13 protein-coding genes are annotated in these 13406 nt (G+C 66.4%); 11 read left to right on the plus strand and 2 right to left on the minus strand.

The genetic code is table 11. The annotated features are described in order from the left end of the window. Positions 1 to 11 precede the first annotated feature (11 nt). Positions 12 to 836, minus strand: coding sequence for an outer membrane protein assembly factor BamD (locus tag F3J14_RS12160; RefSeq protein ID WP_006755093.1), 825 nt, complete (start codon positions 834 to 836; stop codon positions 12 to 14). A gap of 41 nt (positions 837 to 877) precedes the next feature. Here F3J14_RS12160 and F3J14_RS12165 point away from each other — a divergent pair, with 41 nt between their 5' ends. From F3J14_RS12165 to phaR, 7 genes are all read left to right on the plus strand, one after another. Next, entirely contained in the window at positions 878 to 2104 is a 1227-nt protein-coding gene (locus tag F3J14_RS12165; protein WP_166723195.1) for an RluA family pseudouridine synthase, read from the plus strand. 6 nt (positions 2105 to 2110) lie between these two features. After that, positions 2111 to 2950: a peptidoglycan editing factor PgeF gene (gene pgeF, locus F3J14_RS12170; protein ID WP_166723196.1), complete on the plus strand. Its 840-nt coding sequence runs from the start codon at positions 2111 to 2113 to the stop codon at positions 2948 to 2950. A 95-nt stretch (positions 2951 to 3045) separates the two neighbouring features. Further along, positions 3046 to 3183 carry a hypothetical protein gene (locus F3J14_RS12175; protein WP_166723197.1) on the plus strand — a complete coding sequence of 46 codons (138 nt, stop codon included), beginning with the start codon at positions 3046 to 3048 and terminating at the stop codon, positions 3181 to 3183. Between the two features lie 131 nt (positions 3184 to 3314). Then, on the plus strand, positions 3315 to 5189 hold the full coding sequence (gene phaC / locus F3J14_RS12180) for a class I poly(R)-hydroxyalkanoic acid synthase (RefSeq protein WP_166723198.1): 1875 nt from the start codon (positions 3315 to 3317) through the stop codon (positions 5187 to 5189). A 99-nt stretch (positions 5190 to 5288) separates the two neighbouring features. Then, positions 5289 to 6470 (plus strand): acetyl-CoA C-acetyltransferase, encoded by a 1182-nt coding sequence (locus F3J14_RS12185; RefSeq protein ID WP_166723199.1) that lies wholly within the window; start codon positions 5289 to 5291, stop codon positions 6468 to 6470. 119 nt (positions 6471 to 6589) lie between these two features. After that, positions 6590 to 7330: a 3-ketoacyl-ACP reductase gene (locus F3J14_RS12190; RefSeq protein WP_006759981.1), complete on the plus strand. Its 741-nt coding sequence runs from the start codon at positions 6590 to 6592 to the stop codon at positions 7328 to 7330. 118 nt (positions 7331 to 7448) lie between these two features. Then, positions 7449 to 8015: a polyhydroxyalkanoate synthesis repressor PhaR gene (gene phaR / locus F3J14_RS12195; RefSeq protein ID WP_166723200.1), complete on the plus strand. Its 567-nt coding sequence runs from the start codon at positions 7449 to 7451 to the stop codon at positions 8013 to 8015. 510 nt (positions 8016 to 8525) lie between these two features. Here phaR and F3J14_RS12200 read toward each other — a convergent pair. Beyond that, on the minus strand, positions 8526 to 8777 hold the full coding sequence (locus F3J14_RS12200) for a hypothetical protein (RefSeq protein ID WP_006754350.1): 252 nt from the start codon (positions 8775 to 8777) through the stop codon (positions 8526 to 8528). A gap of 282 nt (positions 8778 to 9059) precedes the next feature. On the opposite strand from F3J14_RS12200, the gene rimO reads away from it, so the two are divergent. From rimO to F3J14_RS12220, 4 genes are all read left to right on the plus strand, one after another. Continuing rightward, positions 9060 to 10421 (plus strand): 30S ribosomal protein S12 methylthiotransferase RimO, encoded by a 1362-nt coding sequence (rimO, locus tag F3J14_RS12205; protein WP_006754352.1) that lies wholly within the window; start codon positions 9060 to 9062, stop codon positions 10419 to 10421. Between the two features lie 3 nt (positions 10422 to 10424). After that, positions 10425 to 11351 carry a sugar kinase gene (locus F3J14_RS12210; RefSeq protein WP_166723201.1) on the plus strand — a complete coding sequence of 309 codons (927 nt, stop codon included), beginning with the start codon at positions 10425 to 10427 and terminating at the stop codon, positions 11349 to 11351. 187 nt (positions 11352 to 11538) lie between these two features. Beyond that, complete coding sequence (locus F3J14_RS12215) at positions 11539 to 12081, plus strand: hypothetical protein (RefSeq protein WP_166723202.1); 543 nt, start codon at positions 11539 to 11541, stop codon at positions 12079 to 12081. Between the two features lie 111 nt (positions 12082 to 12192). After that, entirely contained in the window at positions 12193 to 13374 is a 1182-nt protein-coding gene (locus tag F3J14_RS12220) for a cystathionine beta-lyase (RefSeq protein WP_166723203.1), read from the plus strand. Positions 13375 to 13406: the final 32 nt, after the last annotated feature.

The raw sequence follows: 13406 nt of genomic DNA on the forward strand, positions 1-13406 counted from the left end.
GCGGGCGTCGCTCAGAACTGCCACCACGACTTCTTCGTGCCGGGGCGCGAGTGGCCGGTGATGTACGGGCTGTCCGGGAAGGTCCCCGCGAGCACGCGCTTCGTGTCTTCTGCGAGTTGCGGCTGGTTCAGCTTGCCGTACGACAGGATCATGATGTGCAGCGCGTCCTCGATCGCCGGCGCGCCCTTGTAGTCCTTGATCGCGAGCTGCGCGCGGTTGATTGCCGCGACGTAGGCGCCGCGCCGATAGTAGTAGTCGGCCGCGTGTACTTCGTGCGACGCGAGCGCGTTGACGATGTAGCGCATCCGCGCCGCGGCGTCGGGCGCATACTTGCTCTTCGGGTAGCGGTCGACGACGACCTTGAACGCATCGTACGATTCACGCAGTGCCTGCGGATCGCGCTCGCTCATGTCCTGGCCGGAGAAGCGGCCGAACAGGCCGAGATCGTCGTTGAAGTGGATCATCCCCTTCAGGTAGTACGCGTACGGGATATCCGGGTGATCCGGGTGCAGCTGGATGAAGCGGTCGACGGCCTGGTCGGCGGCCGCCGCTTCGTTGTCCTTCCAGTTGCAGTACGCGACGTTGATCTGCGCCTGTTGCGCGAAATGACCGAACGGATCGCGGCCTTGCAGCGATTCGAAATATTTCGCGCACTTGCCCCAGTCGCCGCCAGACAGCGCGTCCTGGGCCTCTGAGTATAATTTGTTGTTCGACCAGGTAGCCGTCTCGTCCTGCTTCTGCGGTAAGCCGTGGCAGCCGGCGATGAGGGCCGCGGCCGCTACCGCCGCAGCTCGGGCGGCGACGGTTTTGGCCGTACGTTTGGTCGAATTCATCATGCTCGCATGTCCTAGCTTCAAGTCTCGGTGACCCAGTCTAAATGACCCGTTCAAGTTCGCAGAATGCCCCGCGGGGCAAGTCAAATCGCGAAGATTATAGCCCAAGCGATCGGCCCGCCGACGCTGCATCGGGGGATTCTCCCGATGACGGCCTGGCTGCAGGCGCGATGCAACCGCCTGTCGTGCCGTCCGCGGCGGCCGATGAGACGCCGCGCGTCGTCGAAGTGCCGCTGTCGCTCGCGGGCGAACGCCTCGACAAGGCGCTTGCCCAGCTATTCCCCGAATTCTCCCGCAGCCGCCTGCAGAGCTGGATCGAGGCGCAGCGCGTGCTGATCGACGGCGCGCCGGCGAAGATCCGCCAGCCGGTGCCGCTCGGCGCCAGGATCGAGCTCGTGCCCGACCTGCTGCCGGAGCAGCTGGCGTTCACGCCGGAGCCGGTGCCGCTCGACGTGATCTACGAGGACGATGCGCTCCTCGTCATCAACAAGCCGGCCGGCGTCGTCGTCCACCCCGCCGCCGGCAACTGGAGCGGCACGATTCTCAACGGGCTGCTGCATCGCTACGGCGACGCCGCGGCCGGCCTGCCGCGTGCCGGGATCGTGCACCGGCTCGACAAGGAAACGTCCGGCCTGATGGTGGTCGCGCGCACGCTTGCCGCGCAGACCGACCTCGTGCGCCAGTTGCAGGCGCGCACGGTGAAGCGCCGCTATTTCGCGCTCGTCTGGGGCACGATGCCCGAAGACGGCACGATCGACGCGCCGATCGGCCGCGACCCGCGCGAGCGCACGCGCATGGCCGTCGTCACCGGTGCGTCGGGCAAGCCCGCGCGCACCCATTTCCGCACGGTTGACACATGCCTGTGGCAACGTCAGCCGGTGTCCGCGATCCAGTGCGACCTCGAAACCGGCCGCACGCACCAGATCCGCGTGCACTGCGCGCATATCGGGCATCCGCTGCTCGGCGATCCGGTGTACGGGCGCGCGCGCGGCAAGCGCTCGGTCGCGCCGCTGCCCGACGGGTTCGCGCGGCAGGCGCTGCACGCATGGCGGCTCGGCCTCGTGCATCCGCTCACGGGCAAGACGATGCAGTGGCGCTGCCCGTTGCCGGACGACATGAACGCGCTTATCGCGGCGCTCGGTTTCGGGCAGGCCGACGAGGAATTCGACGATGAAGACGGCGTCTACGACGATGACGATTTCGCCGGCGAATATCAGGATCACGACGAGGATTTCGATGACGAGTCGGATCCGGACGACGAGGAGGAGTGAGTGCCGATGACGAACCTGGCGCCGTTGACGTGGCAGGACTGCGTACAGCCCGACTGGCAGGTGTCACCGCGCGTTCGCGCGCTGATCACGACCCGCGACGGCGGTGTGAGCGAAGGTCCTTACGGGCGCTGGCGGGACGGCGCCGAGTTGCCGGGCGGGATGAATCTCGGCTTGCATACCGGTGACGATCCGGCCCATGTCGCCGCGAATCGCGCGCGCTTGCTCGCGCTGGCCGGCCAGTCGCGCGCGGCCTGGCTCGAGCAGGTTCACGGCGCGCGGATCGTGCGCGCAGACGAGGTGATCGGGGCCGCGCCGGGCGCCGCGGCGCCCGTGCAGGCCGACGCGAGCGTGACGGACCGCGCGGGCGCGGTCTGTGTCGTGATGGTCGCGGATTGCCTGCCGGTGCTGCTGTGCGACGCGCAGGGCCGGGCGGTCGGCGCCGCGCACGCAGGCTGGCGCGGGCTCGCGGCCGGCATCGTTGAACAGACCGCGGCCCGCGTCGCGGCGCTTGCCGGCGGCGCGACGGATGAAGTCCATGCGTACCTCGGGCCCGCGATCGGCCCGCAGGCGTTCGAAGTCGGCGCCGACGTGCGCGACGCGTTTCTCGACACGGCTGCGCAGTCGGAGCATGATGAGACGGGGCAAGCGTTCGTCGCGATCGACGGCGCGCCCGGCAAGTTCCTCGCCGACCTCCATGCGCTCGCGCGCCTGCGCCTCGCGCGTGCAGGTGTTGGGCACGTGAGCGGCGGGTCCGCCTGCACGGTCACCGAACAAGCGCGCTTCTATTCATATCGGCGCGACCGCGTGACCGGCCGCATGGCGGCGGCGATCTGGCTGGCCGATTGACGACTGACCGCGCGCTTGCGCGCGTGGTTTGTTGCGCTGCAAAATCGAGTTATCTCGATATTGACGCGGCAATGCGGCGTTGCATGGACAACCGAATGAATAATCCCGAAGTCAAGTCAACCAAAATATTTTATGGTTCGCCGGAAGCCTTGTCCCGCCTGTTGCGCGCGGATTATCTCCGAGCAGAAATGTTCGGTGGTTTGACGCAGGGCTTCACATGGGGAAAACGATAATGATAAAAGTACCGCACTGCGGCAGAATCTGGAGACGCCTCTCCAGAGCATGACGGCCCGGCTCGCACCGGCACGCCGCGCGCGAGCAGGATTTCACGATTGACGCTCACGAATCACCGGTAAGGCAGGTAATGACAGCATCGAAAAATTCGTCGACGTCCGCTCAGGCGGGCACTTCCGCAAGCAGCGCCGGATTCGGCCAGGCGGTCCAGCCGATGCAGCAGATGTTCGAAGCATGGCTGAACGCCTGGCGTGGTTTCGCCGATCCGGCACGCGCCGCAACGGCGGCGACCACCGCGAACCCGTTCGCCGCATTCCAGTTCCCGACCTCGGTTCCGTTCCAGATGCCGTCGATGCCCGATCTGAGCAGCTTCGGCGGCCTGGCATCGCCGTTCGCGGGGCTGAAGCTGCCGGCGGCCGCGATCTCGCCCGAACGGCTCCAGAAGTTGCAGGCCGACTATGCGCGCGACTGCGTGACGCTGATGCAGCAGGCAGCCGCCGCGAAGCTCGAGTCGCCCGAGCTGAAGGACCGCCGCTTCAGCTCGGATGCGTGGAAGGCCTCGCCCGCGCATGCGTTCGCGGCGGCGTGGTATCTGCTCAATGCGCGCTACCTGCAGGAACTGGCCGACGCGCTCGAGACCGATCCGAAGACGCGCGAACGCATTCGTTTCTCCGTCCAGCAATGGACGGCCGCCGCCGCGCCGAGCAACTTCCTTGCGCTCAATCCCGATGCACAGAAGTCGATCCTCGAGACGCAGGGCGAAAGCCTGCGGCAGGGGATGATGAACCTGCTCGGCGACATGCAGCGCGGCAAGATTTCGCAGACCGACGAATCGCAATTCGTGGTCGGCAAGAACCTTGGGTGTACCGAAGGCGCGGTCGTCTACGAGAACGACCTGATCCAGCTGATCCAGTACTCGCCGAAGACGGACAAGGTGTTCGAGCGGCCGCTGCTGATCGTGCCGCCGTGCATCAACAAGTTCTACATCCTCGACCTGCAGCCCGAGAATTCGCTCGTCGCGCATGCGCTGTCGAGCGGCCATCAGGTGTTCCTCGTGTCGTGGCGCAACGCCGATGCGTCGGTCGCGCACAAGACGTGGGACGACTACATGAACGAAGGGCTGCTCGCCGCGATCGACGCGGTGCAGCAGGTCAGCGGCCGCGAGCAGATCAACACGCTCGGCTTTTGCGTCGGCGGCACGATGCTCGCGACCGCGCTGGCGGTGCTCGCCGCGCGCGGCGAACATCCGGCCGCGTCGATGACGCTGCTGACCGCGATGCTCGACTTCACCGACACCGGCATCCTCGACGTGTTCGTCGACGAGGCGCACGTGCAGATGCGCGAGCAGACCATCGGCGGCAAGAACGGCGCGGCGCCGGGGCTGATGCGCGGCGTCGAGTTCGCGAACACGTTCTCGTTCCTGCGGCCGAACGACCTCGTGTGGAACTACGTCGTCGACAACTACCTGAAGGGCCGCACGCCCGCGGCGTTCGACCTGCTGTACTGGAACAGCGACTCGACGAGCCTGCCCGGTCCGATGTACGCGTGGTACCTGCGCAATACCTATCTCGAGAACAAGCTCCGCGTGCCGGGCGCGCTGACCGTGTGCGGCGAATCCGTCGACCTGTCGCGCATCGACGTGCCGACCTTCATCTACGGGTCGCGCGAGGATCACATCGTGCCGTGGCAGACGGCCTACGCGTCGACGTCGATCCTGACGGGGCCGCTGAAGTTCGTGCTGGGCGCGTCGGGTCATATCGCGGGCGTGATCAATCCGCCGGCGAAGAAGAAGCGCAGCTTCTGGGTCAACGACGGCGACCTGCCCGAATCCGCGGACGACTGGCTTGCCGGGGCGACCGAGCAGCCGGGCAGCTGGTGGACGACGTGGGTCGAGTGGCTCGACCAGTACGGCGGCCGCAAGGTGGCGCCGCCCGCCCAACCCGGTTCCGCGCAGTTCCCGGTGATCGAGCCGGCACCGGGCCGTTACGTGTTGCAGCGCGATTGACGAAAGCCGGACAGCAGCGCACGCTGTCCGGTGCACCGCAGTTTTTTTAACAGGGCCGGCAGCGATGCGCCGTGTCGTGCGGGCCTGGAGGAAAGGGAAATGACGGACGTAGTGATCGTATCGGCCGCGCGGACCGCGGTCGGCAAATTCGGCGGCTCGCTCGCGAAGATCGCGGCACCGGAACTGGGCGCGACGGTGATTCGCGCGGTGCTGGAGCGCTCGGGCGTGAAGCCCGAGCAGGTGAGCGAAGTGATCATGGGTCAGGTGCTGGCGGCAGGCTCGGGGCAGAACCCGGCGCGTCAGTCGCTGATCAAGGCCGGCCTGCCGAGCGCGGTGCCGGGCATGACGATCAACAAGGTGTGCGGCTCGGGCCTGAAGGCCGTGATGCTGGCGGCGAACGCGATCGCGGCGGGCGACGCGGAGATCGTGATCGCGGGCGGCCAGGAAAACATGAGCGCGGCGCCGCACGTGCTGCCGGGCTCGCGCGACGGGTTCCGGATGGGTGACGCGAAGCTGGTCGACACGATGATCGTCGACGGCCTGTGGGACGTGTACAACCAGTACCACATGGGCATCACGGCGGAGAACGTCGCGAAGGAATACGGGATCACGCGCGACGAGCAGGACGCGTTCGCGGCGCTGTCGCAGAACAAGGCGGAAGCCGCGCAGAAGGCCGGCCGCTTCAACGACGAGATCGTGCCGGTGTCGATTCCGCAGCGCAAGGGCGAGCCGCTGCAGTTCGCGACCGACGAGTTCGTGCGTCACGGCGTGACGGCGGAATCGCTGGCGGGTCTGAAGCCGGCGTTCGCGAAGGAAGGCACGGTGACGGCGGCGAACGCGTCGGGTCTGAACGACGGCGCGGCGGCGGTGCTGGTGATGTCGGCGCAGAAGGCGGCGGCGCTGGGCTTGACGCCGCTGGCGCGGATCAAGGCGTACGCGAATGCGGGCGTGGATCCGAGCGTGATGGGCATGGGTCCGGTGCCGGCATCGCGCCGCTGCCTGGAGCGTGCGGGCTGGACGCCGGGCGACCTGGACCTGATGGAAATCAACGAGGCATTCGCGGCGCAGGCGCTGGCGGTGCACAAGCAGATGGGCTGGGACACGTCGAAGGTGAACGTGAACGGCGGGGCGATCGCGATCGGTCACCCGATCGGCGCGTCGGGCTGCCGGATCCTGGTGACGCTGCTGCACGAGATGGTCAAGCGCGACGCGAAGCGCGGTCTGGCGTCGCTGTGCATCGGCGGCGGGATGGGTGTCGCACTCGCGGTCGAACGTCCGTAACCGGCCGTCCGTCAACGCCAAACCAATCCGTGCGCCGGTCGATTGCGGCTTCGACCGGCGCCACGTGAAGTCAGAGGGGCCTCCGGCGGCTCTCGAAACCAAAAAATGGAGTGAGATTCATGTCACAGCGAATTGCGTACGTAACGGGCGGGATGGGCGGCATCGGCACCAGCATCTGCCAGCGTCTGTTGAAAGACGGCTTCAAGGTGGTCGCGGGTTGCGGCCCGAACTCGCCGCGCCGTGTGAAATGGATCGAGGACCAGAAGGCGCTCGGCTACGATTTCATTGCGTCGGAAGGCAACGTCGGCGACTGGGACTCGACCAAGGCAGCGTTCGACAAGGTCAAGGCTGAAGTCGGCGAGATCGACGTGCTGGTCAACAATGCGGGCATCACGCGCGACGTCGTGTTCCGCAAGATGACGCACGAAGACTGGACGGCCGTGATCGACACCAACCTGACGAGCCTGTTCAACGTGACGAAGCAGGTGATCGACGGCATGGTCGAGCGCGGCTGGGGCCGGATCATCAACATTTCGTCGGTGAACGGCCAGAAGGGGCAATTCGGCCAGACGAACTACTCGACCGCGAAGGCCGGCATCCACGGTTTCACGATGTCGCTCGCGCAGGAAGTCGCAACGAAGGGCGTGACCGTCAACACAGTTTCGCCCGGCTACATCGGCACCGACATGGTGAAGGCGATCCGTCCGGACGTGCTCGAGAAGATCGTCGCGACGATCCCGGTGCGTCGTCTTGGCGCACCGGAGGAAATCGGTTCGATCGTCGCGTGGCTCGCGTCGAACGAATCCGGTTTCTCGACGGGCGCCGACTTCTCGCTGAACGGCGGCCTGCACATGGGCTGAACGTCCGGCTGCTCGGGCCCGGTTGGCCGCGCAGCCTGGCGTTTCCGAAAGCCCCCGCTTCCCGGATTCGGGAGGCGGGGATTTGTCACTTGCGCTACGCTGCACTCAAAGGCGTTACATGACTACTACAAAGAAAACGGCCGAGCGGCTCATCAAGAAGTACCCGAACCGCCGGCTCTACGATACCGAGACGAGCACGTACATCACGCTGACCGACGTCAAGCAACTCGTGCTGGAACAAGAGGACTTCAAGGTCGTCGATGCGAAATCCAACGAAGACCTGACGCGCAGCATCCTGCTGCAGATCATCCTCGAGGAGGAGAGTGGCGGCGTGCCGATGTTCTCGTCGTCGATGCTGTCGCAGATCATCCGTTTCTACGGTCATGCGATGCAGGGCATGATGGGCACGTACCTGGAAAAGAACATCCAGGCGTTCATCGACATCCAGAACAAGCTTACCGATCAGTCGAAGAACCTGTACGAAGGCAACGCGATGAATCCGGAAGTCTGGTCGCAGTTCATGAACATGCAGGCGCCGATGATGCAAGGGATGATGACGAGCTACATCGAGCAGTCGAAGAACATGTTCGTGCAGATGCAGGAGCAGATGCAGAACCAGGCGAAGTCGATGTTCAGCACGTTCCCGTTCAAGCAACCGGGCGCGACGGAGCCGGAGAAGAAGTAACGCTTGCGCGGCAGCCGGCCGCCGCGGCGCAAGCCGCCGGACGGCCGGTGCCGCGGCGTGCGGCGGTGTAATGCGGCCGATTGTGTGCTCGGGCGCGACGACGATTGGTGGCCCACTGCCGCGAGATGTCGCCGACGGTCGTTCTTGATCGTCGGCACTGAATGCCCGTGCCCTCGCGTGCGGCGGGCATGACCGTCGTCCGGTCGATCGAATCCAACAAGCAGCGAAATACAACCGGGACATGTCGCGCCTGACGGCACGCGCTTGAGCTATGGCGGCGCGCTGAAGGCCGCGCCTGACGCCGCCATTCGCGACATGCTGGTGGGCAGCCAGCGCCGCCGGATCAACGCGCGGAACAAGCGTCCCGGTTTCCGTGAGCGCCGGACAGGATTCGCGGAAGCCCGCTTCGGCGGGCTTGCTTACGCTCCCGTTGCGGGGCGTTTTCGCGCAAGGCGGTCCGCACGCCTGCGATTGCCCGCGGCAACGCCGACGTTACCGGACCGGATGGTTTCAGAGTGCCGGGAAACCCGGCTCGTCGTCGTGCGGAGGCAGGTCCAGCACGAGCTTGACGGCGCTGTAGTTGGCCTTCAGCGAAAACACGCGACCGATCACGAGAAACGTCTGCCGCGAATTCTCGAGCTCGACGAAGTCGCCGGGTTGCGGCACATGGGCGCCCTGGTCATAGGAAAAGCTGGTGCTGGTCTGCTCATCGATGGCTTCGGTGGCGTGCTCGGTGAATTCGATCGTGATGTGCGTGGTCATGCGAACCCCGTTGGGTAAGTGAAGAGAGCGGATGTCGGGATTTTCGCATGGCGGAGGGGTGGTTTCGGAGCGATTGTCGCGCGGTGGCCAGCGATGATCGTATCGGTCGCTTCATCGCCGCTGGCGTGAAAGGGCAGGATCAACAGTCCGTGGCGGCCCGCTGCGATCGCGTGCGCGGCATATTGGGGGCGCCATCCGCGGCGTCGCGACCGCCGGTTTTGCCTCGCTGACCCATAAATAGCTGTAAACTCACGCTTTTGCTGCCACGCCCCCACATTCCAGATGTCCCAATCCCCCAAAGTAGGGTTCGTATCCCTCGGCTGCCCGAAAGCGCTCGTCGACTCCGAACAAATCATCACGCAGTTGCGCGCCGAAGGTTATGAAATCTCCGGCACGTACGACGGCGCCGACCTCGTTGTCGTCAACACCTGCGGTTTCATCGACGAAGCCGTGCAGGAAAGCCTCGATGCGATCGGCGAAGCGCTGACCGAGAACGGCAAGGTGATCGTCACCGGCTGCCTCGGCGCGAAGTCGAGCGCCAGCGGCTCGAACCTCATCGAGGAAGTCCACCCGAAGGTGCTCGCCGTCACCGGCCCGCACGCGGTGGGCGAAGTGATGCAGGCCGTGCATTCGCACCTGCCGAAGCCGCACGACCCGTTCGTCGATCTCGTGCCGGCCGCCGGCATCAAGCTCACGCCGCGCCACTACGCATACCTGAAGATCTCCGAAGGCTGCAACCACCGCTGCACGTTCTGCATCATCCCGTCGATGCGCGGCGATCTCGTGTCGCGTCCGGTCGCCGAAGTGATGCTCGAGGCGGAGAACCTGTTCAAGTCGGGTGTGAAGGAACTGCTCGTGATCTCGCAGGACACGAGCGCGTACGGCGTCGACGTGAAGTACCGCACGGGCTTCTGGAACGGCAAGCCGATCAAGACGCGCATGACCGACCTCGTCGCCGCGCTCGGCGAACTCGCCGCGCAGTACGGCGCATGGGTGCGCCTGCACTACGTGTATCCGTATCCGAGCGTCGACGAAGTCATTCCGCTGATGGCCGAAGGCCCGTTCAAGGGCCACGTGCTGCCGTATCTCGACGTGCCGTTCCAGCACGCGCATCCGGAAGTGCTGAAGCGCATGAAGCGCCCGGCCAACGCGGAGAAGGTGCTCGAGCGCGTGCAGAAGTGGCGCGAGATCTGCCCGGACCTGACGATCCGCAGCACGTTCATCGCCGGCTTCCCCGGCGAGACGGAAGAGCAGTTCGAAACGCTGCTCGACTTCATTCGCGAGGCGGAACTCGATCGCGTCGGCTGCTTTGCGTATTCGCCAGTCGAAGGCGCGACCGCGAACGAACTGGACGGCGCGCTGCCGGACGACGTTCGCGAAGCGCGCCGCGCGCGCTTCATGGAAGTCGCCGAGGAAGTGTCGGCGCAGCGCATCCAGCGCAAGGTCGGCAAGACCCTCAAGGTGCTGATCGACGAAGTCAGCGCAGAAGGCGGCATCGGCCGCACGGCGGCGGATGCGCCGGAGATCGACGGCGTCGTTTATGTCGAGCCGGCGACGAAGGCGTCGAAGCGCTACAAGGTCGGCGATTTCGTGTCGGTGAAGATCACGGGCGCGGACGGCCACGACCTGTGGGGCGAGGTTTAAGCGATGACCGCCGCATTTCCGCAGATCCTCGCGCTCGGCGAGGCGATGATCGAATTCAACCAGTCGCAGCCGGGCCGTCCTGAGTTCCTGCAGGGCTTCGGCGGCGACACGTCGAACTTCTGCATCGCCGCGGCGCGCCAGGGCGCGTCGACGGGCTTCGTGTCGGCGATCGGTGACGATCCGTTCGGCCGCTTGCTGACCGGCATGTGGGCTGCGGAGCATGTCGACACGACCTACGTGCGGATCGACCGCACGGCGCCCACCGGCGTGTATTTCGTCACGCACGGCGCCGACGGCCACCAGTTCGACTATCTGCGCGCGGGCTCCGCGGCGAGCCGCTACACGGTGGCCGACCTGCCGCTCGACGCGCTGGCCGCGGCGAAGGCCGTGCACCTGTCGGGCATCAGCCTCGCGATCAGCGCGGCCGCGTGCGACGCCGCGTTCGCGGCGATCGACCATGCACGCAGCAACGGCGCGCAGGTCAGCTTCGACACGAACCTGCGCCTGAAGCTGTGGCCGCTACCGCGCGCCCGTGCGGTGATGCGGGAGGCGCTGCGCCAGACGGACATCTGCCTGCCGAGCTGGGACGATGTCACGGCGCTCACGGGCGCGAACGATCGCGATGCGATCGTCGATGCGATGCTCGAACACGGGCCGCGGGTCGTCGCGCTGAAGCTCGGCAAGGAAGGCGCGTATGTCGCGACCCCGAACGAACGGCGCGTGGTGCCGGGCTTCGCGGTCGAGGCCGTCGATGCGACGGGCGCGGGCGACTGCTTCGGCGGCGCGTTCGTCGCGCGGATCGTCGCGGGCGACGATCCGTTCGCGGCCGCGCGTTATGCGAACGCGGCGGCGGCGCTGTCGACGACGGGCTACGGCGCGGTCGCGCCGATTCCGCACCGCGATGCGGTGGAACGCCTGATGCAGGGCTGACGCGGATCGCGCACGCCGGCCATGCGACGCGCTCATTCGAACCTTCGGATGACGGGCGACCTGAACGGGGGCGGGCGGCACGCGTCCCGCATCGGCGGTGACTAAACGCTCGTGACGGTCTGCATCGGCGGCGAGCAACTCATTGCCGCGTTTTTCGAGCGAATCTGAAGCAAGGGAGCAACACAAGGTGGGTCGATATCTGGAATGGCAACGGGCGCTGGTGATCGCCGGCGCGCTGGCGGCGGGCCTCGCGGTGCCTGGCGTGGTCGCGGCCCAGGCCGTCGCGCCGGGCGCGCAGCAGGATGAAGCGGCGCCCGTACGGCCGCTGCGGCCGAACCCGGAATTCGCCCGCCTGCCGCGCTACGAAGGCACGCTCGGCGACCGGCCGATCGTCGCGCATCTCGGCCCGAAGACGGACGAGGAAGGCGTGCACGGCGAATACCAGTTCACGGACACGGGTGAGGTGATCCTGCTCGCCGGCGATCGCGACGGCGACACGCTCGAAATCGAGGAATCGAACGACGGCACGAACATCACGGGCGTGTGGATCGGGCGCTTCGATTCGACGGGCGAGCTGAAGGCCGACCGCATGAACTCGGACGAATCGGATCCGCAACCGGTCGTGCTGCGCGCGGCGCCGGGCAAGCGCGCGGCGCTGCAGGTACGCGAGGGCCGCGTGCAGGAAATCGAGACGGTCGGCAGCATCGTCAACTTGCGCACCGACGACTGAGCGCGCTGGCTCGGTGCGTGCGGCGCGCATTGTACCGGGCCAACCGCGCCGAATTTGGCTAATCTAGCGACACATTCCGCAACCGAACGGCCTTTCCCCCGGCCTCCTGCCATGACTGCATCCACTCCGAAGCGCGCACTCCAGACCCGCATCGTTCAACCCGACGACGTCATTCCGGAAGGCTTCCGTTCGTTCGTGCCGCCGGTTGCACGTGCATCGACGGTCGTGTTCCCCGATCTCGCGACGATGCGCGCGCTGGTCTGGCACAACGACAACCAGTGGCGCTACGGCCTGCACGCGACCCCGACGTCGCTCGCGCTCGCGCAGCGGCTGGCCGACATCGAGGGCGGCACGCATGCGCTGCTGCAGCCGTCGGGCCTCGCGGCGATCATGAACGTCTATTTCGGGGTCGTGAAGGCGGGCGACGACGTGCTGATCCCGCACAACGTCTACGGGCCGAACGCCGATTTCGGCAACTGGCTCGCGAAGGATTTCGGTATCACCGCACGCTTCTACGATCCGCTCGTCGGCGCCGGGATTGCCGACCTGATCCAGCCGAACACGCGGTTGATCTGGATCGAGGCGCCGGGCTCGGTGACGATGGAAGTGCCCGACGTGCGCGCGATCACGACGGTCGCGCAGGCGCGCGGCATCGTCACCGCGATCGACAACACGTATTCGGCCGGGCTCGCGTTCAAGCCGTTCGAGCATGGCGTCGACATCTCGGTGCAGGCGCTGACCAAGTATCAATCGGGCGGCAGCGACGTGCTGATGGGCGCGACGATCACCGCGAACGCCGAACTGCACGCGCAACTGAAGCTCGCGCGGATGCGCTGCGGGATCGGCGTTTCGGTCGACGATTGCTCGCTCGTGCTGCGCAGCCTGCCGAGCATGCAGGTGCGCTTCGATGCGCACAGCAAGAGCGCGCTCGCGCTCGCGCAGTGGCTGAAGGCGCGGCCGGAAATCGCGGCCGTGCTGCATCCGCAGTTGGCTGATTGCCCGGGACACGCGTCGTTCGTGCGCGACTTCACCGGCGCGGGCGGGCTGTTCTCGGTGATATTCGACGAACGCTACAGCAGCGCGCAGATCGATCGTTTCGTCGAGGCGCTCGAACTGTTCGCGATCGGCTGGAGCTGGGGCGGCGCGTGCAGCCTCGCGATGCCTTACGACGTGGCGTCGATGCGTGCGGACTGGCCGCATCGCGGCACGCTGGTGCGCTTCTACGTCGGTCTCGAGGACGAAGCCGACCTGCGCGCGGACATCGAGCGCGCGATGCAGGCTACGCTCGGCTGATAACGAAACCGCAGCGAAAAAACACAACGCCG

This window comes from Burkholderia sp. Tr-862 (assembly GCF_011753085.1).
Classification (GTDB): Bacteria; Pseudomonadota; Gammaproteobacteria; order Burkholderiales; family Burkholderiaceae; genus Burkholderia; species Burkholderia ambifaria.

Coding starts and splice junctions, on each gene's coding strand:
- F3J14_RS12160 (WP_006755093.1), bottom strand. CDS start 836: ATGATGAATTCGACCAAACGTACGGCCAAAACCGTCGCCGCCCGAGCT.
- F3J14_RS12165 (WP_166723195.1), top strand. CDS start 878: ATGACCCGTTCAAGTTCGCAGAATGCCCCGCGGGGCAAGTCAAATCGC.
- pgeF (WP_166723196.1), top strand. CDS start 2,111: ATGACGAACCTGGCGCCGTTGACGTGGCAGGACTGCGTACAGCCCGAC.
- F3J14_RS12175 (WP_166723197.1), top strand. CDS start 3,046: ATGAATAATCCCGAAGTCAAGTCAACCAAAATATTTTATGGTTCGCCG.
- phaC (WP_166723198.1), top strand. CDS start 3,315: ATGACAGCATCGAAAAATTCGTCGACGTCCGCTCAGGCGGGCACTTCC.
- F3J14_RS12185 (WP_166723199.1), top strand. CDS start 5,289: ATGACGGACGTAGTGATCGTATCGGCCGCGCGGACCGCGGTCGGCAAA.
- F3J14_RS12190 (WP_006759981.1), top strand. CDS start 6,590: ATGTCACAGCGAATTGCGTACGTAACGGGCGGGATGGGCGGCATCGGC.
- phaR (WP_166723200.1), top strand. CDS start 7,449: ATGACTACTACAAAGAAAACGGCCGAGCGGCTCATCAAGAAGTACCCG.
- F3J14_RS12200 (WP_006754350.1), bottom strand. CDS start 8,777: ATGACCACGCACATCACGATCGAATTCACCGAGCACGCCACCGAAGCC.
- rimO (WP_006754352.1), top strand. CDS start 9,060: ATGTCCCAATCCCCCAAAGTAGGGTTCGTATCCCTCGGCTGCCCGAAA.
- F3J14_RS12210 (WP_166723201.1), top strand. CDS start 10,425: ATGACCGCCGCATTTCCGCAGATCCTCGCGCTCGGCGAGGCGATGATC.
- F3J14_RS12220 (WP_166723203.1), top strand. CDS start 12,193: ATGACTGCATCCACTCCGAAGCGCGCACTCCAGACCCGCATCGTTCAA.